Raw genomic sequence first — 24665 nt, forward strand, 5'->3', positions numbered from 1 at the left:
CGCGCTCACCGTGCGCGCCCGGCTTCCGGGTCCCGGCCGGGCGCCCCGGCGAAGACCTGGGCGATCGACAGCCAGGCGTCGGCGTCCTCGCCCACCGCCTGCAGGGCGAGGTCGTCGCGGTGCCGGCGGCGCACGGACAGCAGGCAGAAGTCGAGCGCGGGACCGGTCACGCGCTGCGGCGCCCCGGCCGGGCCGTAGGTCCACAACGAGCCGTCCGGAGCGGTCAGTTCGAGGCGGAAGGGCTCGGGAGGAACCGGCCGGCCGCGCACGGCGAAGGCGTAGTCGCGGGTGGCGTGGGCGAGCCGGGCGACATGGCGCAGCCGGGCGGTGGGGACGCGGTCGGCACCCAGCGCGGCCGCGATGTCCTCGCCGTGCGCCCAGGTCTCCATCAGCCGGGCGCTCGCCATCGAGGCGGTGCTCATCGGCGGGCCGTACCAGGGGTGGCGCGCGCCCGGCGGGCTCGCCTCCAGCGCGGTCAGCATCCGGGCGCGGCTCTCGCGCCAGCGCGCGAGCAGGGCGCCCGGCTCCTGGTCCGCGCCCCGGGCGGCGGCCTCGTCCACGTGCCGGGACATCTCCCGCGGGTCCAGGGCGGCCACGGTGGCGAAGGACGACGGGTCCGCCACGGCCTGCTCCGCCATGCCGTCGGTCCAGGCCAGGTGCGCGATCTGGTGGGCGACGGTCCAGCCCGCCGCGGGGGTCGCCGCACGCCACCGCTCGGGCGGCGCCGCCGCGACCAGCGCGTCCAACTCCTCGCCCTCGACCCGCAGATCGGCCAGCACGGCCCGTACGGCTTGCGGATCGGCCATCGTCCCTCCGGGCGGCTCGCGGCGGCGCGGTACGCGTACGAGCGAGGGTGGCAGGGTGCGGCGAAGCATTCAAGCGCGCATGCATGTTTCCCTTCCGGACACCGTTTCCGGCACTCCCTCTCACCTCTTTTCGCCAACACCAGGCGCGATAAATGACTTTGATGCCGGCGCGAAAAAACCCCTTCTGGACGGCGTGCACCGGCGTCGGTTGAATGAGAGACCAACGGCGCCGAAGCGGGTGACTCGCCATCGAAAACGGCTCAACGGGCGAAGTCGCCGATTCCCGGCGCAGCTCCGAGCCTCCCGGGACGCTCCCCGGGAGGCTGCACAGGAAGGTGTCGAGAATGGCCCCTCATGCCGTCGGCGACCGGCCGCTCCCCGGTCCGGCCCGCACCGCAGCGACCTCGGCACTGCTGGAGAGGATGCGCTCCGGCGTGATCGGCGAGGGCGAGGTGTGGAGGGGCCCCTACGGCCCGCGCCGCATCACCTACGCCGACTACACCGCCTCCGGCCGCGCCCTGGACTTCATCGAGGACTTCGTCCGCGACGCCGTGCTGCCCCGCTACGCCAACACCCACACCGAGAGCTCGGCCACCGGCCTGCAGACCACCCGGCTGCGCGAGGACGCCCGCCGGCTGATCCACGAGGCCGTCGGCGGCACCGAGGACGACCTGGTGCTCTTCTGCGGCTCCGGCGCCACCGCCGCGGTCAACAAGCTGGTGGCGATCCTGGGACTGACCCGCCCGCACCACCGGCAGACCGGGCCCGGCGCCCGGCGCGGCGCCGACCAGCGCCCGGTCGTCCTGATCGGCCCCTACGAGCACCACTCCAACGAGCTGCCCTGGCGCGAGTCCGCCGCCGACGTCGTGACCATAGCCGCCGACGCCGACGGCCGCGTCGACCTGGACGACCTGCAGCGGCAACTGCGCCGGCACTGGGACCGGCCGCTGGTCATCGGCAGCTTCTCCGCGGCCTCCAACGTCACCGGCATCCTCACCGACGCCGACCGCATCGCCGAGATCCTGCACGCCCACGGCGCCCTGTCGTTCTGGGACTACGCCGCCGCCGGCCCCTACGTCGACATCCGCGTCGGCCCCAGCGCGCCCGGCGCGCGCGACCACAAGGACGCCGTCTTCCTCTCCCCGCACAAGTTCATCGGCGGCCCCCAGACCCCTGGCGTGCTGGTGGTCAAGAAGAACCTGGTGCGCAGCCCCGTGCCCGCGATGCCCGGCGGCGGCACCGTCGCGTTCGTCGGCCCCGAGCAGCACCGCTACCTCGACGACCCGGTGGCGCGCGAGGAGGGCGGCACCCCGGCCATCGTGGAGTCCATCCGGGCCGGGCTGGTCTTCCAGCTCAAGCAGGCGGTCGGCGCGGACGTCATCCGCGGCCTGGAGGAGGACCTGTGGCAGCGGGTCCTGGAGCGCTGGTCGCGGCACGAGGCGATCGACGTCCTGGGCAACCCGCGCGCCCCGCGGCTGCCCATCGTCTCCTTCCGTATCCGCAGCGGCGGCCGCTTCCTCCACCACAACTTCGTCGTCGCCGTGCTCAGCGACCTGTTCGGCATCCAGGCCCGCGGCGGCTGCTCCTGCGCCGGGCCGTACGGCCACCGGCTGCTCGCGGTGGGTCCCGCGGAGTCCGACGCCTTCCGCGACGAGATCGTCGGCTGCGGCTACGAGGGCATCAAACCCGGCTGGTGCCGGGTCAACTTCCACTACCTGATGTCCCCGGCCGTGCGCGACTACGTGGTCGAGGCCGTCGAACTCGTCGCCGCCCACGGCCACCGGCTGCTGCCGGACTACCGCTTCGACCCGCGCACCGGCCTGTGGCGCCACATCCGGACCCCCGACGAACCGCCGCTGCGGCTGGGCGACCTCGGCTACGACGCCGACGGCCGGCTGACCCGGCCGGCCGCGCCGCCGCGGATGGGCGAGGAGGCGCTGGCCGCCCATCTCGCCGACGCCCGCAGCCTGCTGGCCGCCCGCGCCGACCACGTCCCCGACGGGCCGACCGGCATGCCCGACAGCTTCGAGACGCTGCGCTGGTTCCCGCTGCCCCCGGTCTGCCTGGCGCCCGCCGGCTAGGGGCGTCCCGGGGCGGGCACAGGGCCGCACAGGGCCGCACAGGGCCGGGCCGGTGCGGGAACCGGCCCGGCACAAGGGCCCGGTACCGGCTCGACCGGTCCGGCACCGACCCGGCACCGGCTCGACCGCCCCGGCGGCGGCACGGGCGGCCCCGCGACGCCCGATAGAATCGCCTCCTGATGAGTGCGACGCTGGTGGGCAAGGACCTGGGGGCCGGACACGGCGAGCGAGCCCTGTTCACGGGGCTCGACCTGACCGTCGCCGAGGGCGACGTCATCGGCCTCGTCGGGGCCAACGGAGCCGGGAAGTCGACCCTGCTGCGGGTGCTGGCCGGACTGCTGCCGCCCGAGGAGGGCACGGTGCGGGTCAGCCCTGTCACGGCCAACGTCGGCTACCTGCCCCAGGAGCCCGACCGCCGCGAGGGCGAGACCGTACGCGCCTTCCTCGCCCGCCGCACCGGAGTCGCCGCCGCGCAGGCCGCGCTGGACGACGCCACCCAGGCCCTGGTGGACGGCGCCCCCGGCGCCGACGACGCCTACGCCGAGGGCCTGGAGCGCTGGCTCGCCCTCGGCGGCGCCGACCTGGACGAGCGGGCCGAGGAGGCCGCCGCGGCCCTGGGCCTGGGCGTCGGCCTCGACCGCGAGATGCGGGCCCTGTCCGGCGGCCAGGCCGCCCGCGCGGGCCTGGCCTCCCTGCTGCTCAGCCGCTACGACGTCTTCCTGCTCGACGAGCCCACCAACGACCTGGACCTGGACGGCCTGGAGCGGCTGGAGAAGTTCGTCACGGGCCTGCGCGCCGGCACCGTCCTGGTCAGCCACGACCGCGAGTTCCTGACCCGCACCGTCAACCGCGTGCTCGAACTCGACCTCGCCCAGCACCGGGTGGCGAGCTACGGCGGCGGCTACGGCGCCTACCTGGAGGAGCGCGCCACCGCCCGCCGGCACGCCCGCGAGGAGTACGAGGAGTACGCCGGCACCAGAGCCGCCCTGGAGGCCCGCGCGCGCATGCAGCGCGGCTGGATGGACAAGGGCCTGCGCAACGCGGTCCGCAAGGCGCCCGACAACGACAAGAACGCCCGCCGGGCCCGCGCCGAGAGCAGCGAGAAGCAGGCCGCCAAGGCCCGCCAGACCGACCGGATGATCGAGCGGCTGGAGGTCGTGGAGGAGCCCCGCAAGGAGTGGGAGCTGCGGATGGAGATCGCCGCCGCCCCCCGCTCGGGCGCCGTGGTGGCGACGATGCGCGGCGCCGTGGTCCGCCGCGGCGACTTCGTGCTCGGGCCGGTGGACCTCCAGGTGGACTGGGCCGACCGGATCGCGATCACCGGCGCGAACGGCTCGGGCAAGTCCACCCTGCTGGCCGCGATGCTCGGCCGGACCGCGGTGGACGAGGGCAGCGCCGCGCTCGGCCCCGGCGTGCTCGTCGGCGAGGTGGACCAGGCGCGCGGGCTCTTCCGCGGGCCCGAGCCGCTGCTGGACGCCTTCCGCGCCCCCGCCCCCGACCTGGAGCCGGCCGACATCCGCACGCTGCTGGCGAAGTTCGGGCTCAAGGCCGGCCATGTGCTGCGCCCGGCCGCGACCCTCTCGCCCGGCGAGCGCACCCGCGCCGCGCTCGCCCTGCTGCAGGCCCGCGGGGTGAACCTGCTGGTGCTCGACGAGCCGACCAACCACCTGGACCTGCCCGCCATCGAGCAACTGGAGTCGGCGCTCGCCTCCTACCCGGGCACGCTGCTGCTGGTCACCCACGACCGCCGGATGCTGGACGCGGTCCACACCACGCGCCGGATCGAGGTCGAGGACGGCCGCGTCACCGAGCGCTGAGGAGCCCGGGGAACCCCGTTGATACGGGCGGCGGGAGATCTCTCGCGACGAACCTGCCCGGAGGGGAACCGCCCGCCGGGGTGCCGCGTCCCATCCGTGCCCGGAGCGCACCGGACCCGGGTCGGCAATGGGGGCCGGCCCGGGTCCACGAGCGATGGGTCCGCTCAGGTGCAGCTCACGCCCTGATCAGGCGCGGGTCCACGCTGTGCGGCACCGCGTCAGCTGACGTTGAGCGCGGTGTCGTCCAGCAGGAAGGACGTGGCGAGCGAGGAGTCCTCGGTGCCGGTGAACTTCAGGGTGAAGGTCTTGCCGATCTGGGAGGAGAGGTTGACGGTCTTCTGGACGTAGCCGCTGCTCGCGTTGAGGTTGGAGTAGGTGGCCACGGTGGTGCTGCCGGCCTGGACGGTGAGCTTGTCGTAGGCGGTGGTGGTCGAGGTCTCCTCGGTGGAGACGTCGAGGTAGAAGCTCAGCGTCGCGGTGGTGCAGGTCGACGGGACGGTCAGCGACTGGGAGAGCGTGTCGGTGTGGGTGGTGCCGTAGCCGTCGAGCCAGGCCTTGTAGGAACCGGAGTGCGCGGGCGCGTCCGAGCTGTTGTCGATCACGCCGGAGCTGGCGGTCCAGGAGGCCGTACCGGACTCGAAGCCCGGGTTGGCGATGACCTGGGAGACCGTGCAGCCGCCGCCACCGCCACCGGAGGTGGTGACCGTCCACGTGAAGGACGCGGAGCCGGAGGCGCCGGTGCCGTCGGTCGCGGTGACCGTCACGCTGGAGGTGCCCGCCGTGGTCGGGGTGCCGGAGATGACGCCGGCCGAGCTGATCGACAGGCCCGCGGGCAGGCCGGAGGCGCTGTAGGTCAGGGACTGGCCCGAGGCGGAGTCGGTGGCGTGGACCTGCAGGCTGACCGCGGTGCCGACCTGGGTCGACTGGTTGCCCGGGTTGGTCACGGTGACCGTGTTGCCGCCGGTGGAGCCGCCGTTGGTGAAGGCCGCGGTGCCGTTCGGGGTGCCGAGGCCGGTCGGGCCGTCGTAGCCGGCGCCGGCGGTGCACAGGTAGCTGCCGCCGCAAGAGCCGTTGGAGCCGCTGGTCACGTCGTTCAGCGAGCCGGTGTGGGCGTAGGGGTACGACGCCGGGGTGGTGCCGGAGGCCGGGGTGCCGGCCAGCGCGTAGACCGACGCGATGATCGGCGACGAGGCGCTGGTGCCGCCGTAGACCTGCCAGCCGCTGGCGCCGTAGCTGTCGTAGACGGCCAGGCCGGTGGCCGGGTCGGCGACCGCGGAGACGTCGGCGATGGTGCGCTTGGAGCAGCCGCTGTCGGTCTGCCAGGTCGGCTTGGCGTCGTAGGAGGAGCAGCCGGAGCCGGTGCCCTCGGTGCTGGAGGTGTTCCACACGGTCTCGGTCCAGCCGCGGCTGGTGCCGCTGGAACGCTTCAGCGCGGTGCCGCCGACCGCGGTGACGTACTTCGACGCGGCCGGGTACTCCGCGCCGTAGCCCTCGTCACCGGAGCTGACGGTGATCGCCACGCCCGGGTGGTTGAAGTACGAGCTGTCGTAGGAGGTGTCCGAGGAGGACTCGCTGCCGCCGTAGCTGTTGGAGACGTACTTCGCGCCCAGCGAGACCGCGGTGTTGACCGCGGTGCCCAGGTTGGTCATGGACGCCGAGGTGGCCTCGACCAGCAGGATGTGGCAGCTCGGGCAGACCGCGCTGACCATGTCCAGGTCGAGCGAGATCTCGCCGGCCCAGCCGGAGTCGGGCGAGGGGTAGCTGGTGCCGCCGGTCTGGTTCACCTTCTTGAAGCAGCCGTTGGCCGTGGTGCAGGCCGGCAGGCCGTACTGCGAGCGGTAGGTGCCCAGGTCCGCCTCGGCGTTCGGGTCGTCCTGCGCGTCCACGATGGCCACGGTCTGGCCGGAGCCGCCGGAGGGCAGGTTGTAGGCGCTCTGCAGGTCGGTGGGCCCGTAGCCGGACGGCGTGGCCGCCGGGGTGATGCCCAGGTGGTGCGCCACGTCGGTGCGGGCCAGCGCCAGGCACGACATCAGGCCCTTCGAGGGCGCCGCACACAGGTGCTGGGCGTGGCCCGCGGTGGTGGTCCCGGTGGCGCCGGTGGCGGTGGTCACGGGGGCGCTGGTGCCGCCGGCCGCCGAGCTCGCGGCGAAGGACGGTGCCGCGGCCACCATGCCGCCGGTCACCAGCGCGCCCGCGGCGACCACCGCGATGGTCGCGCGGCGGATGGCCCGTCTCACCGGGCCGGGTGTCAGGTGCAATGAACTGCCCTCCATGGGGGGTCGGCTGCCGAGGGCTCCGCACATATGACAAGGTCATGACAACCCATGTTTTGCGGCGGCGCCTCGGACTGGACAGGGCGGTGCTGGACATGGCGGTGCCATGAACGGTGGAGCACGGTGGTGCGGCGGTGCTGTGCTGCAGCCGCGCTGCGGCCGTACCGGGGTGGTGCTGGGGCCGTACTGGGGTGGTGCTGGGCGGTGCGAGCCCCCGGACGGGGGTGGTGCGGCGGAACCCGCCGGCGCGGTCGGAGCCCGGTGGAGCGCGATGGAGCGGGTGGAACAGGTGGATCAGCAGCCAACTACTGTTCACTGCCACCCCATTGAGTGGTGGCTGAGTTGAAGGTAGTGAGGAGTATCGTCAAGGAACTACCGGGTATTGGCAAAGGATTCCCCTCGAATTGCCCTCGACCTGACCCCTCCTCGCTTCCCCGCGGCGATCTCCGCCGTATAGCGTCAGGCACCATGGAGACGGAGGAAGAACCGGTCAACGACCTTGTGGCGCTGGGCCTGTCGCGCTACGAAGCCCGGGTCTACCTCGCCCTCGTGCGCCGCGAGTCCTACACCGCCGCCGAGGTGGCGCGGGCCGCCGACGTGCCGCGGCAGCGGGTCTACGACGTGCTCGACGCCCTCGTCCGGCGGCGGCTGGCCACCACCCACCCCGGGCGCGTCGCCACCTTCTCCGCCGTCGCCCCCGAACTCGCCGTGGCCCGGCTGATGGCGCTGCAGCGCGAGACCCTGGAGCGGCTGGACCGGATGTCCTCCGCGCTCACCGCGGCCCTCGTGCCCGTGTGGGCCGACGGCCGCACCCAGACCGTGCCGCTGGACTACGTGGAGATCCTGCGCGACCCCAAGTCCATCGCCGAGGCGTTCGCCGACATCCAGACCCAGGCCCAGCGCGAGCTGCTGAGCTTCTGCAAGCCGCCCTTCGTCGCCTCCCCGCTGAACACGGTGGGCGTCAAGGTGCTGCGGCGGCTGCGCCGCTCGGGCGGCTCGGTCCGGGCCATCTACACCTACGAGGCGCTCGACGACGTCGAGGTGCTGGAGAACGTGCGCCGGTTCGGGGCCGCGGGCGAGGAGAGCCGGTTCACCGCCGAGCTGCCGCTGAAGCTGGTGATCGCCGACGAGTCGCTGGTGCTGTGCGACATGCCCGACCCGGTGGCCGGGACCGGGTCGACCACCGCGCTCTACATCGAGCACCCGGCGCTGGCGGCGTGCCTGCGGTTGGCGTTTCTCACGGTGTGGGCGGCGGCCGAGACGGTGCCGAGTGCGCGCCCGGAGGGCGTCGTCGGCGGGCTCTGATCCGAGGCGGGGCGGTGCCGGGGCGAGGCGGCAACCGTTGCTGCGCGGGCGGCGGGCCGTGTCTCGAACGGGCCGCGGGCCCTGTGCCGGGGTGGGCTGCGCGGCGTGCCCCCGGGCGGGCTGCCGCACTGTGCTCGGGTGGCGGAGGCCTTGGCCCGGGCAGGGCGCAGTCCACTGCTGGGTCGGCCGGCCCTTTGCCCGGGCGCGGGGCGTAGCGTGACCCGGGCAGGGCGCGGCTGTGCACGGCGGCGCGGCGTGCCCCGGGCCGGACACGGCACTGTGCTCGGGTGGGCCGCGCTTCACCGCGGGCGGGCTTCGCAGCCTGCCCGGAGCACGAAGCCGCAGGTGACGCGGGCATGGCGGGCCGGGGGAGTGGCGGTGGCCGCAACGTGTCGTGCCGCCGGTCACAAGACCGGCCGTGCCCAGGTCCGGGAGCTACAGTGACGGCGTGGCCGTCTTCCTGCTCGGAGTCAGTGCCGCCTGCTGCCTCGGTCTGGGATTCGTGCTGCAGCAGCGCGCGGCGGCCCGTGCCCCGCTGTCGGACTTCCTCTCCTTCCGGTTGCTGCTCGACCTCATCCGGATGCCCGACTGGCTGCTCGGTGTCGGCTTCATGGTCGCCGGGCAGGTGCTCAGCGCGGTGGCGCTGGCCTACGGGGAGGTCTCGCTCGTCGAGCCGCTCACCGCGACGAACCTGATCTTCGCCATGGCCCTGTCCCGCTGGCTCACCCGCCAGCCGCTGGGCTGGTCGGGCTGGGGCGGGGTGGTGCTGCTCGCCCTCGGCGTCACCGCCTTCATCGTCGCCGGCCGGCCGCGCGGCGGCGGGGAGGAGGCCGACGCACTGCGGCACTGGCTGGTCTTCGGCATCGTCGCGGGGCTCGCGATGCTGGTCACGCTGTGGGCCAGACGCCTGCCGCCCTCCTCCGAGGCCGCCCTGCTCGCCCTGGCCGCGGGACTGATGTACGGGCTCCAGGACGCCCTGACCCGGGTCTGCGGCTCGATCGTCCGCGACGAGGGCGTCGGCGCGCTCTTCGTCCACTACCAGCCGTACGCCGTCCTGGCCATCGGCATCACCGGCATGCTGCTGGTGCAGTCCGCCTTCGAGGCCGCGCCGCTGCGGAACTCCCTGCCCTCCCTCACCGCGGCCCAGCCGCTCGCGGGCATCGCCTGCGGTGTCGGGTTCCTCGGCGACCAGCTGCGGGTCACGCCCGGCGCACTGGCCTGGCAGGCGACGGGTCTGGTCGCGGTGGTGGTCGGTGTCCTGCTCATCGGCCGGCACCCGGCGATGCCGCAGGGACCGTCCGAACGGGAGTCGCTGGGGGCGACGCGGGTGGTGTGAGGGCCGCTGCGCGCGGCCCGGCGGGGCGCGGCGAGGGCGGCCCCTGGGCGGCCGACATGGGGGGCGTGAGGGCCGGGCGCCCTCGTACGCGGGTGGTGTGGGCGCCCGGCGCCCTCGTACGCCTCGGTTCGGACCTCGAGGTGCGTCGAGATGCCCGCCCGGTGGGATCAGAGCAGGGTCTGCCAGTAGTACCAGAAGCGGGTGGCGATCAGGACGACGATGACCAGGCACCACGTGACCGGAACGGCCCAGTGGAACTCCGTGGTGAAGCCGACGAGCGCGCGGGGGGCGGGCAGGATGCCGTGCCGCAGGTTGTGCGCGGTGGTGTACGAGAACATCGTGAGCGTCGCCACCCAGGCCAGGCAGCACCACAGGCACAGGGCGCCGATCTCGTAGAGGGCCTGCGACATCAGCCACATGCAGAAGCCGGCGCCGAAGAGCATGCCCGCGTTCAGCGCCAGCCAGTAGGCGCGGCCGTACCGCAGGCCGGTCAGCAGCCCGACGCCCACGGTGACCACCACGGCGTAGGCGGCCAGGCCGATCAGCGGGTTCGGGAACCCGAAGGCCGACGCCTGGGGGCTGCGCATCACGTTGGTGCAGGACAGCACCGGGTTGATGCTGCAGCTCGGGTGGAAGTCCGGGTTCTCGGCGAGCTTGATCTTGTCGACGGTGATCACGAAGGACGCGAGCAGGCCGAGGGCGCCGGTGACGACGAGCAGCCGGCCCAGGCCCTTGCCGGCGCCGACCGCGGGGGCGGCGGGGCGGCGGACGGCGCTGGCCGTCCCGGGGGCGGCGGTCACCGCGCGGCCTCAGGCTCGCCGGCCGGCCACAGGACGTCGACCGGGATCTGCCGCGAGCGGGCGAACGCGACCAGGTGGGCGGTGGCGTCCCGGCCGCTGGAGGGCGAGCCGTCCCAGATCGCGAGCAGGCGGCCGCAGCCGGCCACGAGCTGCTCGTCGGCGCCGACGCACGCGTCGCGGTCGGCGGGGTCGAAGGCCATCAGCCGCACATGTTCGGCCAGGAGCAGCAGCTCGCCGGCCGCGGTGCGGTCCTGCTGCGGCAGCGGCGCCGGCAGGTGGCCGTGCGCGGGCAGCGCCACGACCAGCCGGCGCCCCGCCGCGCGCACCGCGCGCCCCACCACCAGCGGCAGCCCCGCCCCGGCCCGCACCACGAAGGTCGCCCCGGCGGCGCACCGCTCCAGCACCGCCGCCAGCTCCCGCTCCACCAGCTGCAGCGTCCCGCCCCCCAGCTCCCGGGGCCCCACCGCGCCGATCACCGCGCTCATCCCTCCACCGCCGTCCTGCCGTCCGCCGAGACCGAAGATCATCGCCCCCAGTGAAGGCCGGCCCCACCCCCGCCCACCAGAGCCGAAAGTCCCTCCCACCCGGCCCTCAGCCCTCCCCTGGCCCCTTTACCGCAGACCCGGCCCTCACTCCCCGTCAGGACGGGTCCGGGGTCCAGGTGAAGTGGGGGGTGCGGTGGGTGAGGAAGGCGGTGGTGCCCTCGGCTGCTTCGGCCAGGGCCGCGGGGGTGGTGGAGCGGGACTGCCACGCGGCGAGGTGGGGGGCGGGGATCGGGTCGGGGGTGGCGAAGGACTTGGCGGCCGACTGGGTGAGGTGGGAGCGGGTGGCGAGGAGGCGGGCGAAGGCGCGGACACGGGTGTCGAGGGCGTCCTCGGGGTGCACCTCGTCCACCAGGCCCGTGCGCAGGGCCCGCTCGTGGTCGATCAACTCCGCCGAGAAGAGCAGGTACTTGGCGGTCGAGGGGGAGGTGAGGGCGACCAGGCGGCGGGTGGAGGAGGCCGGGTAGACGATGCCGAGCCTGGCCGGAGTCACCCCGAAGCGCGCCCCCTCCGCGGCGAACCGCAGGTCGCACGCCACGGCCAGCTGGCAGCCCCCGCCGACGCAGTAGCCCCGTACGGCGGCGAGCGTCGGCTTGGGGAAGGCGGCCAGCGCCTCCTCCGCGGCCAGCGCGGCGTCCCTCGTGGCGGCCAGTCCGCCGGGCTCGGCCAGGTCGGCGATGTCGGCCCCGGCGCTGAAGGAGCCGCCCTCGCCGGTGAGCACCAGCAGCCGCACCCCCGGATCGGCGGCCAGGCCCGCGAGGACGCCGGGCAGCGACTGCCACATGCCGAGCGTCAGGGCGTTGAGCCGCCCGGGGTTGTCGAGGGTGACGGTGGCGGTGCCGTCCTCGGTGCTCACCAGCAGACCGGGGCCGAACCGGGACATGGATGCTCCTCAACAGCGCTACGGGCGGCGGGGCGGGCGCCGCGGCCCGATCCTAACCACGCGCCTCCCAGCCGTAATCGGCCACCCGCCGGTCACAACCGCTCGCGACCGGTCGCGAAACGCCGAAACGCGAAGGAATTACGTCTCCTGCACGTGCAGCTGCAAAGGTCGCCGACACTCGTCGGGTGAGGCGGAGCCGCCGGGGCGTCCGGCGCGGGCCGTAGGAGAAACGTCACGCGAGAGCGATGGTGGATGCGGTCATGGAGGTCCGCGGGGATGTCCCGCTCGGTCAGACCCCGGTACCGAGGACGTACGAGGGGGCGTGGCGGTTCACCGTGCCGGCGGTGGACGCCTCCGTACCGCAGGTGCGGCGCGCGGTGCGCTCGCTCGTCCTGGAGCAGGGCGTCCCGCTTGGCGAGGACGCGCTCTACGGGCTCATGCTCATCCTCTCCGAGCTGCTCACCAATGCCGTCCGGCACGCCGCCGTGCTCTCGCCCGAGGTCGCCGTGGAGCTCGCGGTGGGCCCGGAGTGGATCAGGGTCGCCGTCGAGGACAACCACCCCTACCGGCCGAAGGCGCTGGAGACCGACCACGGCCGCACCGGCGGCCGCGGCCTGCTGCTGGTCAAGACGATCACCGACGAGGCCGGCGGCACCTGCGACGTCACCCAGACCCCGCAGGGCGGCAAGGTCATCTGGGCGGCCCTCCCGCTCACGCCCGGCGGCTGAGCCGAGCGGACGGGAGCCGGCGGGGCCGACCGCGAGGTCGCGGGTGCCGACGGGAAACGACCTGGCCGGAGGCCGACGGGAGCCGCGGGCGGAAGGCCGCGGGAACGGTCGCGGGTCCCAGGAACCCGCGCCCTCCTGCCGGAGCCTCGCCGCCGGTGCTGCCGCGATCCCCCACAGCCCTGCGGCAGTGGGGTGGCAGCCCTGCCGCATGCCTCCGTTACCAGCCCGCCTTGCCGCCCGTGATCTCCAGCACCGCCGGCCGCGCGGCGTCCAGCACGGTCTGGAACCACGCCGAGAACGTCGCCGTCGCGCGCAGCTCGGCCAGCTCCTTCGGCGTGGCGAACAGGGTCTCGCCGATCTCCTCGGGGTCCGGGTGCAGCGCGTCGCGGACCAGGCCGACGAAGAGGTGGTTGTACTCCTGCTCCACCAGGCCCGACGCCGGGTCCGGGTGGTTGTAGCGGACCGTGCCGGCCTCGCGCAGCAGCACCGGGGCGGCGCCCAGCTCCTCGGCGGTGCGCCGGGCCGCGGCCACGAAGGGCTGCTCGCCCGGGTACGGGTGCCCGCAGCAGGTGTTGGACCACACGCCGGGGGAGTGGTACTTGCCGAGCGCGCGGCGCTGCAGCAGCAGCCGGCCGTCGTCGTCGAAGAGGAACACCGAGAACGCCCGGTGCAGGTGGCCCGGCGCCTGGTGCGCCCACAGCTTCTCCGCCGTGCCGAGGGTCGTGCCGCTCTCGTCGACCAGTTCGAGCATGATCGAGGCGTCAGGACCGTCGGAGGCCGCGGTCCCGTTCGGGGACGGCGCGGTGGAGGGGGAGCCGGGTCGGCCGGTGGCAGGACTGGTGGGCATGTCCATCCTTCGCATTCGACGACGAGCCCTTAGTCTGCCTCACCCCGTCACGGCCGCCACGCCCGCACCGCGCCGCCGCCCCGCCCGCACCGCACGCGACGGCCGCTCAGCCGCGCACGCGCACCGTACGACGGCTGCAACCGCTCAGCCGCGGCACCGCACCACCCGCGGCGGCGAGCATCGCTCCCGGCGTACCGCCCACCGCTCGGCAGAACAGCCGCACACTCGTACGCCCGCGTCAGCCGCTCAGCCGCGCACGCGCACCGTACGCCCGCGGCAGTCGCTCAGCCGCACAGTCCCTGCTCGTGCGCCTCGTGCCCGGCCGGCTCCAGCTGGAACGTGCAGTGCTCCACGTCGAAGTGCGAGCCGAGGCAGCCCTGCAGGTCATGCAGCATCTTCTCGTAGCCCACCGAGTCCAGGACCTCCTGGCTGACCACCACGTGCGCGGACAGCACCGGCAGGCCCGAGGTGATCGTCCACACGTGCAGGTCGTGCAGGCCCTCGACACCGCCCAGGCCCTCGATGTGCCGCCGCACCTGGCCCATGTCCACGCCCTTGGGCGCCGCCTCCAGCAGCACGTCCAGCGCCTCGCGCAGCAGCTGCCAGGTGCGCGGCAGGATGAGGACGCCGATCAGCAGCGAGGCCACGGCGTCGGCCTGCTCCCAGCCGGTGGCCAGGAACACCGCGGCGGCGGCCACGACCGCGAGCGAGCCGAAGGCGTCCGCCATCACCTCCAGGAAGGCCGCCCGCACGTTGAGGCTCTCGGCCTGGCCGCGCAGCAGCACGGCGAGCGAGACGGAGTTGGCCACCAGGCCGACCAGGCCGAAGACGATCGTCGGCCAGCCGTCGAAGCCGTGCGGGGTGACAAGGCGGCGGATGCCCTCGTAGAAGATGAATCCGCCGACGCCTATGAGCAGCACCGCGTTGAGCACCGCGGCCAGGATCTCGGCGCGGGCGAAGCCGAAGGTGCGCCGCTCGCTGGGCGGGCGCGCGGCGATGGTGATGGCGAGCAGGGCCATGCCGAGGCCGGCCGCGTCGGTGGCCATGTGCCCGGCGTCGGCGAGCAGCGCCAGCGAGCCGGTGACGAGGCTGCCGACGACCTCGGTGAGGAGCACCAGGCCGGTGAGGGCGAGCGCGATCAGCAGCCGCCCGCGGTGGGCGGCGCCGGCGGTGACGGGGACGTGGGAGTGGCCGTGCGCGTGCCCGTGCCCCTTCGAGGGGTCGGACGTGCCGTGGCTGTGACCGATCCCGGCCGCCATGGGCAGCGCCTCCCTTCCTGTCGAAGGTCCTGTCGAAGGTCCCGTCGAAGATTCCGTCAAAGTCCCGCTCGACGGTCCCGCTCGAAGGCCCGTCCGGGTCCCCCGGCGTCCCGCTCCGCTCCGCCCGGCTGGCCGTTCGCAGCGCGTTCCGCCGGCGCCGATCCGTTGCCGCGCACTCCGTCCCACCCCCGGCTTGTGCCCGTCCCGGCGGCCAGTCAACACCGGTCACCCACCGTGGGCAAGCCGGTACTGGAGACCGTTGTCATCTGCGGTGACCTGCAGTGGTGAGGCATGCCTAAGTGTGAGCGGAGCGTGAGGGGTGCGGGGGCGCCCGGTTCACCCGCACGGCGCAGGGCGGATTTGCTTGTGACCACTGCCATCCGTCCAGGATGATGATCACACCGTATGGACCACGTTCAGGCGAACACGCAGTGAACGGTGGACGACCGGTATCCGATAGCCTCGCCGTCGTGTCCGGCCCGACGCCGCCGCGCGCGGCCCGCGCGGGCACACCTTCGCACGCTTTCAGGGAGTGGGTTCCTCTGCCGACCGCAATTCTCACCGGCCCGCCCGCGGCCGGGACGCCGTCGCCGCTCGCGGACGACCTGCGGGCCCTGGGATTCCAGGTCGCGGACGCCGACACGCCTGCGGCGGTCGCGGCCCGGCTGGCCGCGGCACCGGCCGCCGAGCGCGTCGCCGTGGTGGACCGCCGCTTCGTCGGCCACCGGCACGCCCTGCGGCTCGCCCTGACCGACCCGCGCTTCGACGCCGGCGCCGTACCCGGCGCGCTCGCCGTCACCCCGGCCGCCCGCCCCGCGCTCGCGCAGGCCCTGGCCGCCCTGACCGCACCCGCCGAAGTGCCCGCAGCCCCGCAGAGCACCGGCGGGCCCGGCTACGCCGAGGGCCCGCGCCCGTACGAGCCGGCGGCCGCCGACAGTGTCCCCGACACCCTCGCCGACGCCCTCGCCGAGCACGGCACCGCCCCCCACCGCCCCGAACTCGGCGTCCTGGTCGCCCGGGTGGCCCACGACGAGGCCGAGCGGCAGGCCGCAGAGCAGGCCGTGGCCGGCGTGGACGAGGAGTCGGTGCGGCTGCGCAGCGCGGTGAAGTCCCGCGACGGCTTCTTCACCACCCACTTCATCAGCCCGTACTCCCGCTACATCGCCCGCTGGTGCGCCCGCCGCGGCCTGACGCCCAACCAGGTGACGACCGCCTCCCTGCTGGTGGCCCTGATCGCCGCCGGCTGCGCGGCCACCGGCACCCGCGCCGGGTTCGTCGCCGCGGGCGTGCTGCTGCTGGCCTCCTTCGTGCTGGACTGCACCGACGGCCAGCTCGCCCGCTACTCCCTGCAGTACTCCACCCTCGGCGCCTGGCTGGACGCGACCTTCGACCGCGCCAAGGAGTACGCCTACTACGCGGGCCTGGCCCTGGGCGCAGCCCGCGGCGGCGACGACGTGTGGGCGCTGGCGCTGGGCGCCATGGTGCTGCAGACCTGCCGGCACGTGGTCGACTTCGCCTTCAACGAGGCGAACCACGACGCCACCGCCAACACCAGCCCCACCGCCGCCCTGTCCGACCGGCTCGACGGCGTCGGCTGGACCGTGTGGGTGCGCCGGATGATCGTGCTGCCGATCGGCGAGCGCTGGGCGCTGATCGCCGTGCTCACCGCGGTCAGCACCCCGCGGATCACCTTCGTGGTCCTGCTCGTCGGCTGCGCGCTGGCCGCCTGCTACACCACCGCGGGGCGCGTGCTGCGCTCGCTGACCCGCCGGGCCGTGCGCACCGACCGGGCCGCCCAGGCACTGGCCGACCTCGCCGACAGCGGCCCGCTTGCCCGCGGGACGGCCCGCCTGCTCGCGCCGTTCGCCCGCCGGCTGCCCGCCTTCGCACCGCCCGCGCTGGCCGCGGTGGGCGCGGGCGCCCTGGCCGCCACGGCCGCGCTCGCCCCCCGCGGCTCCTGGTGGGTGGTGCCGCTGGCCGTGCTCTACGTGCTGACCAGCGGGCTCGCGGTGGCCCGGCCGCTGCGCGGCGCCCTCGACTGGCTGGTGCCCGCCTTCTTCCGGGCCGGCGAGTACGGCACGGTCCTGGCCCTCGCGGCCGTCTCCCAGGTGAACGGCGCGTTGCCCGCGGCGTTCGGGCTGGTGGCGGCCGTCGCCTACCATCACTACGACACCGTCTACCGCATCCGTGGCGGAACCGGGGCGCCCCCGGACAATCTGGTACGGGCCGCGGGCGGGCACGAGGGCCGCGCGCTGCTGGTGGCCGTCCTGTCGGCGGCGCTGGCCGGCCGCTCGGGCCTGACGGCCGCGCTCACCGTGCTCGCCGCGGTGCTGGCGCTGCTCGTCCTCACCGAGAGCATCCGCTTCTGGGTGTCCTCCGGGGCCCCCGCCGTACACGACGAACCAGGAGAACCCGCATGATCGGCCTCGTGCTGGCGGCAGGCGCAGGACGGCGCCTGAGGCCGTACACGGACACGCTGCCCAAGGCCCTGGTGCCGGTCGGGCCGGACGGCGCGCACGACGGCCCCACCGTGCTCGACCTCACCCTGGCGAACTTCGCGGCGGTCGGCATCACCCGGGCCGCGGTCGTCGTCGGCTACCGCAAGGAGGCGGTGTACGCGCGCAAGGCGGCCCTGGAGGCCCGCTACGGCATCGCGCTCACCCTGGTCGACAACGACAAGGCCGAGGAGTGGAACAACGCCTACTCGCTGTGGTGCGCGCGCGACGCGGTCCGGCACGGGGTGATTCTGGCCAACGGCGACACGGTGCACCCGGTCTCGGTGGAGCGCACCCTGCTGGCCGCCCGCGGCGAGGGGCGGCGGATCATCCTCGCCCTGGACACCGCCAAGAAGCTCGCCGACGAGGAGATGAAGGTCGTCGCCGAGCCCGGCCGCGGGGTGCGCCGGATCACCAAGCTGATGGACCCGGCCGAGGCCACCGGCGAGTACATCGGCGTCACCCTCATCGAGGGCGAGGCGGCCCCGGAGCTCGCCGACGCGCTGAAGGCCACCTTCGAGCGCGACCCCGGCCTGTACTACGAGGACGGCTACCAGGAGCTGATCGACCGCGGCTTCACCATCGACGTCGCGCCGATCGGCGAGGTGCCCTGGGTCGAGATCGACACCTGCGAGGACCTCGCCAGGGGCCGGGAGATCGCGTGCCTGTACTGACCCGGCTGATCCCCTCGCCGGTCGTCGTCGACATCCGCGGCGGGGCGCTGGCCGACCTCTCCCGGCTCCTGGCCGACCAGCGGATCTCGGCCGCGGGCACCCTCGCCTTCGCCGTCAGCGACGGCTCGGGCGCCCGGCTGCGCGAGAAGCTGGCGCCCGAGCTGCCCGGCGCCGACTGGTTCCCGGTGGCCGGCGGCACCATCGACGCCGCCGTGCGGCTGGCCGACGCCATGCGCGGCAAGCGCTACGACGCCGTGGTGGGCCTGGGCGGCGGCAAGATCATCGACGTCACCAAGTACGCGGCCGCCCGGGTCGGCCTGCCCATGGTGGCCGTGGCCACCAACCTCTCGCACGACGGCATCTGCTCGCCGATCTCCACCCTGGACAACGACAACGGCCGCGGCTCCTACGGCGTGCCCGCCCCGATAGCGGTCGCGGTCGACCTCGACGTGATCCGCGAGGCGCCGGCCCGCTATGTGCGCGCCGGCATCGGGGACGCGCTGTCCAACCTGTCCGCGCTCGCCGACTGGGAACTGGCCAAGGAGCAGACCGGCGAGCCCATCGACGGGCTGGCCGCGGCCATGGCCCGCAGCGCCGGCGAGTCCGTGCTGCGCCACCCCGGCGGCATCGGCGACGACGACTTCCTGGTGACGCTCGCCGAGGGCCTGGTGCTCACCGGGATCGCCATGTCGATCAGCGGTGACTCGCGGCCCTCCTCCGGCGCCTGCCACGAGATCAGCCACGCCTTCGACCTGCTGTACCCGCAGCGCGCGGCCAGCCACGGCGAACAGGTCGGCCTCGGCGCCGCCTTCGCGATGCACCTGCGCGGCGCCGTGCAGGAGTCCGCGCTGATCGCCGACGCCCTGCGCCGGCACGGGCTGCCCGTGCTGCCGGAGGAGATCGGCTTTTCCGTCCGGGAGTTCGTGGAGGCGGTGCGCTTCGCCCCGCAGACCCGGCCCGGACGCTTCACGGTCCTGGAACACCTCGACCTGTCCGCCACCGAGATCAGGGACGCGTACGCCGACTATGCCAAAACCATCAGTAGCTGAACTGCGCCCGGTCGTGCACCCCGCGGGGGTCAAGGACCGGCGCAGCGGCGAGCACTGGGCCGGCCGGCTCTACATGCGCGAGGTGTCGCTGCGCATCGACCGGCACCTGGTGCACACCTCGGTCACGCCCAACCAGCTGACCTACGTGATGACGGTCTGCGGCGCCCTCGCCGCCCCCGCGCTGCTGGTGCCGGGCATCGCCGGCGCCGTGCTCGGCGTGGTCGCCGTCCAGCTCTACCTGCTGCTGGACTGCGTGGACGGCGAGATCGCCCGCTGGAAGCAGCAGTTCTCGCTCTCCGGGGTCTACCTGGACCGGGTCGGGGCCTACCTGTGCGACGCGGCGGTGCTGGTCGGCTTCGGGCTGCGCGCGGCCGACCTGTGGGGCAGCGGCCGGATCGACTGGCTGTGGGCGTTCCTGGGCACCCTGGCCGCGCTCGGCGCGGTGCTCATCAAGGCCGAGACCGACCTGGTCGGGGTGGCCCGGCACCAGGGCGGGCTGCCGCCGGTGAAGGAGTCGGCCGCCGAGCCGCGCTCGTCCGGGGTGGCGCTGGCCCGCCGGGCCGCGGCCGCGCTGAAGTTCCACCGCCTGGTGCTCGGCGTCGAGGCGTCGCTGCTCATCCTGCTCCTGTCGGTGCTGGACGCGATACGCGGCGACCTGTTCTTCACCCGGCTCGGCGTGGCCGTGCTGGCCGCGATCGCCCTGCTGCAGACGCTGCTGCACCTGGTGTCGGTCCTCGCCTCCAGCAGGCTGAAGTGACCGGCTGGCAGGCGCCCCTGCGGCTCGGCGCGGTGATCATCACCATGGGCAACCGCCCTGCCGAGCTGCAGGACCTGCTGGACTCCGTCGCCAAGCAGCAGGGCGCCCCGATCGAGGTCGCCCTGGTCGGCAACGGCGCCCCGCTGCCGCCGATCCAGCGCGAGCACCTGCGCACCGCCGAACTGCCGGAGAACCTGGGCATCCCCGGCGGCCGCAACGTCGGCATCGAGCTGTTCGGCCCCGGCGGGCGCGACGTGGACGCGGTGCTCTTCCTGGACGACGACGGGCTGCTGCCCGGCGACGACACCGGCGAGCTGGTCCGGCAGGCGTTCCGGGACGACCCCGAGCTGGGCATCATCAGCTTCCGGATCGCCGATCCCGACACCGGGGTCACCCAGCGCCGGCACGTGCCGCGGCTGCGGGCCGCCGACCCGATGCGAAACTCCCGGGTGACCACCTTCCTCGGTGGCGCCTGCGCGGTGCGCACCGCCGTGATCGGCCAGGTCGGCGCGCTGCCCGCGGAGTTCTTCTACGCGCACGAGGAGACCGATCTGGCCTGGAGAGCCCTTGACGCGGGCTGGCAGATCGAGTATCGCTCCGACATCGTGCTGCACCACCCGACCACCTCGCCGGCCCGGCACGCGGTCTACCACCGCATGGTGGCGCGCAACCGCGTCTGGCTGGCCCGGCGGAACCTGCCGTGGCCGCTGGTCCCGGTGTACCTCGGCGTATGGTTGGCTCTCACTCTGGTGCGCAAGCCGTCCCGGCCCGCACTGCGCGCGTGGTTCGGCGGCTTCCGCGAGGGCTGGACCACGCCGTGCGGTCCGCGGCGGCCCATGCGCTGGCGCACGGTGTGGCGGTTGACCCGGCTGGGCCGACCCCCGATCATCTGACAAGCTCGGACCTGAGAGCATCAGGCGCAGTCCGGGAAACTCCCGCCCCCGGCGCGCACATTGAGGACGAAAGTGTCAACTGTGAGCGAGACAACGCACAATGGTGCGGTCGCCGTCGGTGCCGCCCCGGTGCCCTCGGCCGATGACGGCCTCAGCCCCGCCCAGCTTGCCGCCAAGTACGGCCTGTCGGTCAGCGGCGCCCGGCCGAACATCGCGGAGTACACCCGGCAGCTGTGGGGCCGGCGACATTTCATCAACGAGTTCGCCAAGGCGCGGACCGCGGCGCAGTACACCCAGGCCCGCCTCGGGCAGCTCTGGCAGGTCATGACCCCGCTGCTGAACGCGGCGGTCTACTACCTGATCTTCGGTGTGCTGATCGGCACCCGGCGCGGGGTCGACAACTTCATCGCGTTCCTGGTGACCGGCGTCTTCATCTTCACCTTCACCCAGTCCTCGGTGCTCAGCGGCGTGCGGGCGATCTCGGGCAACCTGGGGCTGATCCGGGCGCTGCACTTCCCGCGGGCGTCGATGCCGATCGCCTTCACGCTGATGCAGTTGCAGCAGCTCATGATGTCGATGTTCGTGCTGCTGGCCATCGTGCTGATGACCGGCGAGGTGCCGGACGCCTCCTGGCTGCTCGCCATTCCGGCGCTGTTCACCCAGTGGATCTTCAACACCGGCCTGGCGCTCGTGGTGGCCCGGCTGGGCAGCAAGATGACCGACCTCGCCCAGCTGATGCCGTTCATCCTGCGCACCTGGATGTACATGTCCGGCGTCATGTACTCCATCGACAAGCTCACCTCCACCGCCCCGCACGCGGTCCGTATCCTGCTCGACGTCAACCCGGCCGCCGTCTACATCGACCTGATGCGCTTCGCGCTCATCGACTCCGTGACCTCCTCGCAGATGCCGCCGCACGTGTGGGCGGTCGCGGTGGGCTGGGCGGTCGTGGTCGGCATCGGCGGCTACATCTACTTCTGGAAGGCGGAAGAGTCGTATGGCCGTGGCTGAGCCTGAACAGCGCACCCTTCCCCCGGTGCAGGCGCCGCCGGCGCCCCGGGTCCCCACGGTGGTCGTCGACGACGTGCACATCGTCTACACCGTCTACGGCGCCGGCACCGGCAAGGGCAGCGCGACCGCCGCGCTGAGCCGGATGCTCTCCAAGAAGCGCCGCGCCTCCAACGTCCGGCGGGTGCACGCGGTGCGGGGGGTCAGCTTCACCGCCTACCGCGGCGAGGCGATCGGCATCATCGGCTCCAACGGCTCCGGCAAGTCGACGCTGCTGAAGTCGATCGCGGGCCTGCTGCCGGTGGAGAGCGGGAAGATCTACACCGACGGCCAGCCCTCGCTGCTGGGCGTCAACGCCGCGATGATGAACGACCTGACCGGCGGCACCAACGTCATCCTCGGCGGCCTGGCGATGGGCATGTCGCGCGACGAGATCCGGTCCCGGTACAAGGGCATCGTCGACTTCTCGGGCATCAACGAGAAGGGCGACTTCATCTCGCTGCCGATGCGCACCTACTCCTCCGGCATGGCGGCCCGGCTGCGGTTCTCCATCGCCGCGGCCAAGAACCACGACGTGCTGATGATCGACGAGGCGCTGGCCACCGGCGACCGCTCGTTCCAGAAGCGCTCGGAGGACCGCATCCGCGAGCTGCGCAAGGAAGCGGGCACCGTCTTCCTGGTCAGCCACAACAACAAGTCCATCCGCGACACCTGCGACCGGGTGGTGTGGCTGGAGCACGGCGTGCTGCGGATGGACGGCCCCACCGAAGAGGTGCTGACCGCCTACGAGGAGCACACCGGCAAGTGAGCGCGTCCGGCGGCCGCCCGGTGTTCGGTGTGCCGCTGATGACGTCCCGGACACGATCCGATAACCACGTGCCTCCGCTGGATGATCCGGCGGGGGCACGTGTGTTGTCGTTCAGTGTCGCCGTGCGGTCGTGTGCCTCGCCGAGGCTCGCGTCGCGGTACGGCACCGAGTGCTCCCGGAACGAACGGCCGCCGGGGGGCGCGCCCCCGGCGTACGCCGGGGATGGCCCCGACGTAAGCTGTACCGGTGCTCGGAGCCTGCCGATGACCGATACCCGAACGTCCATGACCCCTGGTGCGGCGTGTCCGAAATGGGAAGTTTCGACAGGGCAGTGTAGAACGGGGGATGTGGCGGCCATGACGATCGGGGTGACGGTCGGGACCCTCCCGGTCCGGGGCGTGCGTGGCGCCGGTGTGCCGGGAAGTCCGCGGTGAGCGGGGACGTCGCCACCCGCGCCGTCCTGGACAAGGCCGCGCGGGAGAACTTCCCGGTGGCCCCGGTGTTCCTGCCGCGCGCCTGGCGCCGGGACCTGATGGCCGTCTACGGGTTCGCCCGGCTGGTGGACGACATCGGCGACGGCGACCTCGCCCACGGCGGCCGGCCCGACGCCCGCCTGCTCGGCCTGGACCCCGAGGCCGCCGGTGACCGGATCGCCATGCTCGACGCCTTCGAGGCCGACCTGCGCCGGGTCTTCGGCGCCGACGGCGGCGGCCCGCGGCACCCGCTGCTCGCCGCCCTGCGCCCCACCGTCGAGCGGCACGCCCTCACCCCCGAGCCGTTCCTCGGCCTGATCGCCGCCAACCGCCAGGACCAGCAGGTCGGCCGCTATCCCACCTACGCCGACCTGCTCGCCTACTGCGAGCTGTCCGCCAACCCCGTCGGCCGGCTCGTCCTGTCCATCACCGGCACCTCGACCCCCGAGCGGGTCCGCCGCTCCGACGCGGTCTGCACCGCGCTGCAGATCGTCGAGCACCTGCAGGACGTCGCCGAGGATCTGCGCCGGGACCGGATCTACCTGCCGGCCGAGGACATGCGGCGCTTCGCGGTGGACGAGGCCGACCTCGCCCGGCCCACCGCCGGGACCAACGTGCGCGAACTGGTCGCTTTCGAGGCAGATCGCGCCCGGGAGCTGCTGGCCGAGGGCACCCCGCTGGTCGGCAGCGTCCGCGGACGCCTCAGACTGCTGCTGGCCGGGTTCGTCGGTGGCGGACGGGCGGCACTGCGCGCGGTCGAGGCAGCGGGGTACGACGTCCTGGCAACCTCGCCCAAGGCCGCCACGTCCGTCCTGCTGCGTGAGGTCGGCTCGACATTGCGAAGAGAGGGGTGATCTGGACCGTGAACGGTTCCGCGCACACGTCCGGACAGGTACGTGCGGCATACAGGTACTGTGAGGCCGTGACCGGCCACGAGGCCCGCAACTTCGCCTACGGAATCCGCCTGCTGCCCACCGAGAAGCGGCAGGCGATGTCTGCGGTGTACGCGTTCTCCCGCCGGGTGGACGACATCGGCGACGGCGAACTGCCCGCCGAGGAGAAGCTCACCCGGCTGGAGGGCGCCCGCGCCCTGCTGGACCGGGTGGCGGCCGGCGAGGTCGCCGAGGACGACACCGACCCGGTCGCCGTCGCGCTCGCCCACTCGTGCTCGATCTTCCCGATCCCGCTCGGCGGCCTGGGCGAACTCATCGACGGCGTCCAGATGGACGTGCGCGGCGAGGAGTACGAGACCTGGGACGACCTGGCGCTGTACTGCCGATGCGTGGCGGGAGCTATCGGAAGGGTCTCGCTGGGCGTGTTCGGCACGCTGGATGGGCACGATCATGAGCGTGCCGCCGAATATGCCGACACTCTCGGCCTCGCCCTCCAGCTCACCAACATCCTGCGCGACGTCCGCGAGGACGCCGGCAACGGGCGCACGTACCTGCCCGCCCAGGACCTGGCGAAGTTCGGCTGCGCGGACGGCTTCCACGGCGACACCCCGCCGGCCGGCTCGGACTTCGCCGGGCTGGTGGAGTTCGAGGTGCGCCGGGCCCGCTCGCTCTTCGCCACCGGCTACCGGCTGCTGCCAATGCTGGACCGGCGCAGCGGCGCGTGCGTGTCGGCGATGGCCGGCATCTACCGGCGGCTCCTGGAGCGGATCGCCGCCGAGCCGGAGGCCGTGCTGCGCGGCCGGGTCTCCCTGCCGGGCCGCGAGAAGGCGTACGTCGCGGTCCGCGGCCTGGCCGGGCTCGACGCCCGCCGTACCGCCCGCGGCGCCGTACGCGCCCCCCGAGGTGACGCGTGAGCAAGACCCGCACGCACCACGCGG

The 24665-nt window shown here is 73.7% G+C and carries 21 protein-coding genes; 14 read left to right on the forward strand and 7 right to left on the reverse strand.

What is annotated here, in order from left to right:
- Window positions 1–5: 5 nt before the first annotated feature.
- Window positions 6–806 (reverse strand): TIGR03084 family metal-binding protein, encoded by an 801-nt coding sequence (locus BLR33_RS31800; protein WP_093788131.1) that lies wholly within the window; start codon window positions 804–806, stop codon window positions 6–8.
- A 344-nt stretch (window positions 807–1150) separates the two neighbouring features.
- On the opposite strand from BLR33_RS31800, the gene BLR33_RS31805 reads away from it, so the two are divergent.
- Both BLR33_RS31805 and BLR33_RS31810 read left to right on the forward strand, forming a co-directional pair.
- The gene (locus BLR33_RS31805; RefSeq protein WP_093788132.1) at window positions 1151–2887 is read left to right on the forward strand and encodes an aminotransferase class V-fold PLP-dependent enzyme; all 1737 of its coding nucleotides are present in this window, start codon (window positions 1151–1153) and stop codon (window positions 2885–2887) included.
- A gap of 179 nt (window positions 2888–3066) precedes the next feature.
- Window positions 3067–4704, forward strand: coding sequence for an ABC-F family ATP-binding cassette domain-containing protein (locus tag BLR33_RS31810; RefSeq protein WP_093788133.1), 1638 nt, complete (start codon window positions 3067–3069; stop codon window positions 4702–4704).
- A 218-nt stretch (window positions 4705–4922) separates the two neighbouring features.
- On the opposite strand, the gene BLR33_RS31815 is transcribed toward BLR33_RS31810, so the two are convergent.
- Window positions 4923–6977: a putative Ig domain-containing protein gene (locus tag BLR33_RS31815; protein WP_093788134.1), complete on the reverse strand. Its 2055-nt coding sequence runs from the start codon at window positions 6975–6977 to the stop codon at window positions 4923–4925.
- Window positions 6978–7445: 468 nt separating this feature from the next.
- On the opposite strand from BLR33_RS31815, the gene BLR33_RS31820 reads away from it, so the two are divergent.
- Window positions 7446–8282 (forward strand): TrmB family transcriptional regulator, encoded by an 837-nt coding sequence (locus BLR33_RS31820; RefSeq protein WP_093788135.1) that lies wholly within the window; start codon window positions 7446–7448, stop codon window positions 8280–8282.
- Window positions 8283–8730: 448 nt separating this feature from the next.
- Window positions 8731–9618 carry a DMT family transporter gene (locus tag BLR33_RS31825; RefSeq protein ID WP_093788136.1) on the forward strand — a complete coding sequence of 296 codons (888 nt, stop codon included), beginning with the start codon at window positions 8731–8733 and terminating at the stop codon, window positions 9616–9618.
- Between the two features lie 167 nt (window positions 9619–9785).
- Here BLR33_RS31825 and BLR33_RS31830 read toward each other — a convergent pair whose 3' ends face one another.
- The 3 genes from BLR33_RS31830 to BLR33_RS31840 form a co-directional block, all read right to left on the reverse strand.
- A complete protein-coding gene (locus BLR33_RS31830; protein WP_093788137.1) occupies window positions 9786–10418 on the reverse strand; it encodes a vitamin K epoxide reductase family protein in 633 nt (210 codons plus the stop codon).
- A complete protein-coding gene (locus tag BLR33_RS31835) occupies window positions 10415–10894 on the reverse strand; it encodes a hypothetical protein (RefSeq protein ID WP_093788164.1) in 480 nt (159 codons plus the stop codon). Before BLR33_RS31835 ends, BLR33_RS31830 begins: the two co-directional genes overlap by 4 nt.
- Window positions 10895–11057: 163 nt before the next feature.
- Window positions 11058–11843 (reverse strand): enoyl-CoA hydratase/isomerase family protein, encoded by a 786-nt coding sequence (locus BLR33_RS31840; protein ID WP_093788138.1) that lies wholly within the window; start codon window positions 11841–11843, stop codon window positions 11058–11060.
- A 260-nt stretch (window positions 11844–12103) separates the two neighbouring features.
- On the opposite strand from BLR33_RS31840, the gene BLR33_RS31845 reads away from it, so the two are divergent.
- The gene (locus BLR33_RS31845; protein WP_093788165.1) at window positions 12104–12571 is read left to right on the forward strand and encodes an ATP-binding protein; all 468 of its coding nucleotides are present in this window, start codon (window positions 12104–12106) and stop codon (window positions 12569–12571) included.
- 217 nt (window positions 12572–12788) lie between these two features.
- Here BLR33_RS31845 and idi read toward each other — a convergent pair whose 3' ends face one another.
- Both idi and BLR33_RS31855 read right to left on the reverse strand, forming a co-directional pair.
- Window positions 12789–13418: an isopentenyl-diphosphate Delta-isomerase gene (gene idi / locus BLR33_RS31850; protein WP_093788139.1), complete on the reverse strand. Its 630-nt coding sequence runs from the start codon at window positions 13416–13418 to the stop codon at window positions 12789–12791.
- Window positions 13419–13702: 284 nt separating this feature from the next.
- Window positions 13703–14677 carry a cation diffusion facilitator family transporter gene (locus tag BLR33_RS31855; protein ID WP_093788140.1) on the reverse strand — a complete coding sequence of 325 codons (975 nt, stop codon included), beginning with the start codon at window positions 14675–14677 and terminating at the stop codon, window positions 13703–13705.
- A gap of 542 nt (window positions 14678–15219) precedes the next feature.
- Between BLR33_RS31855 and BLR33_RS31860 the strand changes: the two genes are divergently transcribed.
- The 9 genes from BLR33_RS31860 (at window position 15220) to hpnD (ending at window position 24641) form a co-directional block, all read left to right on the forward strand.
- Window positions 15220–17097: a DUF5941 domain-containing protein gene (locus BLR33_RS31860; protein WP_093788166.1), complete on the forward strand. Its 1878-nt coding sequence runs from the start codon at window positions 15220–15222 to the stop codon at window positions 17095–17097.
- A complete protein-coding gene (locus BLR33_RS31865) occupies window positions 17094–17846 on the forward strand; it encodes a phosphocholine cytidylyltransferase family protein (RefSeq protein WP_093788141.1) in 753 nt (250 codons plus the stop codon). Before BLR33_RS31860 ends, BLR33_RS31865 begins: the two co-directional genes overlap by 4 nt.
- The gene (locus BLR33_RS31870; RefSeq protein WP_093788142.1) at window positions 17834–18895 is read left to right on the forward strand and encodes an iron-containing alcohol dehydrogenase family protein; all 1062 of its coding nucleotides are present in this window, start codon (window positions 17834–17836) and stop codon (window positions 18893–18895) included. Before BLR33_RS31865 ends, BLR33_RS31870 begins: the two co-directional genes overlap by 13 nt.
- A complete protein-coding gene (locus tag BLR33_RS31875; RefSeq protein WP_093788143.1) occupies window positions 18873–19652 on the forward strand; it encodes a CDP-alcohol phosphatidyltransferase family protein in 780 nt (259 codons plus the stop codon). The genes BLR33_RS31870 and BLR33_RS31875 overlap by 23 nt, the downstream gene beginning before the upstream one ends.
- A gap of 44 nt (window positions 19653–19696) precedes the next feature.
- Window positions 19697–20545 carry a glycosyltransferase family 2 protein gene (locus tag BLR33_RS31880; protein ID WP_176930700.1) on the forward strand — a complete coding sequence of 283 codons (849 nt, stop codon included), beginning with the start codon at window positions 19697–19699 and terminating at the stop codon, window positions 20543–20545.
- An 81-nt stretch (window positions 20546–20626) separates the two neighbouring features.
- Entirely contained in the window at window positions 20627–21556 is a 930-nt protein-coding gene (locus BLR33_RS31885) for an ABC transporter permease (protein WP_093788144.1), read from the forward strand.
- Window positions 21543–22361: an ABC transporter ATP-binding protein gene (locus BLR33_RS31890; RefSeq protein WP_093788145.1), complete on the forward strand. Its 819-nt coding sequence runs from the start codon at window positions 21543–21545 to the stop codon at window positions 22359–22361. Before BLR33_RS31885 ends, BLR33_RS31890 begins: the two co-directional genes overlap by 14 nt.
- A gap of 430 nt (window positions 22362–22791) precedes the next feature.
- Window positions 22792–23688, forward strand: coding sequence for a squalene synthase HpnC (gene hpnC / locus BLR33_RS31895; RefSeq protein ID WP_093788146.1), 897 nt, complete (start codon window positions 22792–22794; stop codon window positions 23686–23688).
- A complete protein-coding gene (gene hpnD / locus BLR33_RS31900) occupies window positions 23685–24641 on the forward strand; it encodes a presqualene diphosphate synthase HpnD (protein WP_407639751.1) in 957 nt (318 codons plus the stop codon). Before hpnC ends, hpnD begins: the two co-directional genes overlap by 4 nt.
- Window positions 24642–24665: the final 24 nt, after the last annotated feature.

The sequence above is a fragment of the Actinacidiphila guanduensis genome, from assembly GCF_900103985.1.
GTDB lineage: Bacteria > Actinomycetota > Actinomycetes > Streptomycetales > Streptomycetaceae > Actinacidiphila > Actinacidiphila guanduensis.

What these genes read in the sequence shown, in the direction of transcription:
- BLR33_RS31800 (WP_093788131.1), bottom strand. Translation starts at nt 806, where the DNA reads ATGGCCGATCCGCAAGCCGTACGGGCCGTGCTGGCCGATCTGCGGGTC.
- BLR33_RS31805 (WP_093788132.1), top strand. Translation starts at nt 1,151, where the DNA reads ATGGCCCCTCATGCCGTCGGCGACCGGCCGCTCCCCGGTCCGGCCCGC.
- BLR33_RS31810 (WP_093788133.1), top strand. Translation starts at nt 3,067, where the DNA reads ATGAGTGCGACGCTGGTGGGCAAGGACCTGGGGGCCGGACACGGCGAG.
- BLR33_RS31815 (WP_093788134.1), bottom strand. Translation starts at nt 6,977, where the DNA reads ATGGAGGGCAGTTCATTGCACCTGACACCCGGCCCGGTGAGACGGGCC.
- BLR33_RS31820 (WP_093788135.1), top strand. Translation starts at nt 7,446, where the DNA reads ATGGAGACGGAGGAAGAACCGGTCAACGACCTTGTGGCGCTGGGCCTG.
- BLR33_RS31840 (WP_093788138.1), bottom strand. Translation starts at nt 11,843, where the DNA reads ATGTCCCGGTTCGGCCCCGGTCTGCTGGTGAGCACCGAGGACGGCACC.
- BLR33_RS31845 (WP_093788165.1), top strand. Translation starts at nt 12,104, where the DNA reads ATGGAGGTCCGCGGGGATGTCCCGCTCGGTCAGACCCCGGTACCGAGG.
- idi (WP_093788139.1), bottom strand. Translation starts at nt 13,418, where the DNA reads ATGCCCACCAGTCCTGCCACCGGCCGACCCGGCTCCCCCTCCACCGCG.
- BLR33_RS31855 (WP_093788140.1), bottom strand. Translation starts at nt 14,677, where the DNA reads ATGGCGGCCGGGATCGGTCACAGCCACGGCACGTCCGACCCCTCGAAG.
- BLR33_RS31865 (WP_093788141.1), top strand. Translation starts at nt 17,094, where the DNA reads ATGATCGGCCTCGTGCTGGCGGCAGGCGCAGGACGGCGCCTGAGGCCG.
- BLR33_RS31875 (WP_093788143.1), top strand. Translation starts at nt 18,873, where the DNA reads ATGCCAAAACCATCAGTAGCTGAACTGCGCCCGGTCGTGCACCCCGCG.
- BLR33_RS31880 (WP_176930700.1), top strand. Translation starts at nt 19,697, where the DNA reads ATGGGCAACCGCCCTGCCGAGCTGCAGGACCTGCTGGACTCCGTCGCC.
- BLR33_RS31890 (WP_093788145.1), top strand. Translation starts at nt 21,543, where the DNA reads ATGGCCGTGGCTGAGCCTGAACAGCGCACCCTTCCCCCGGTGCAGGCG.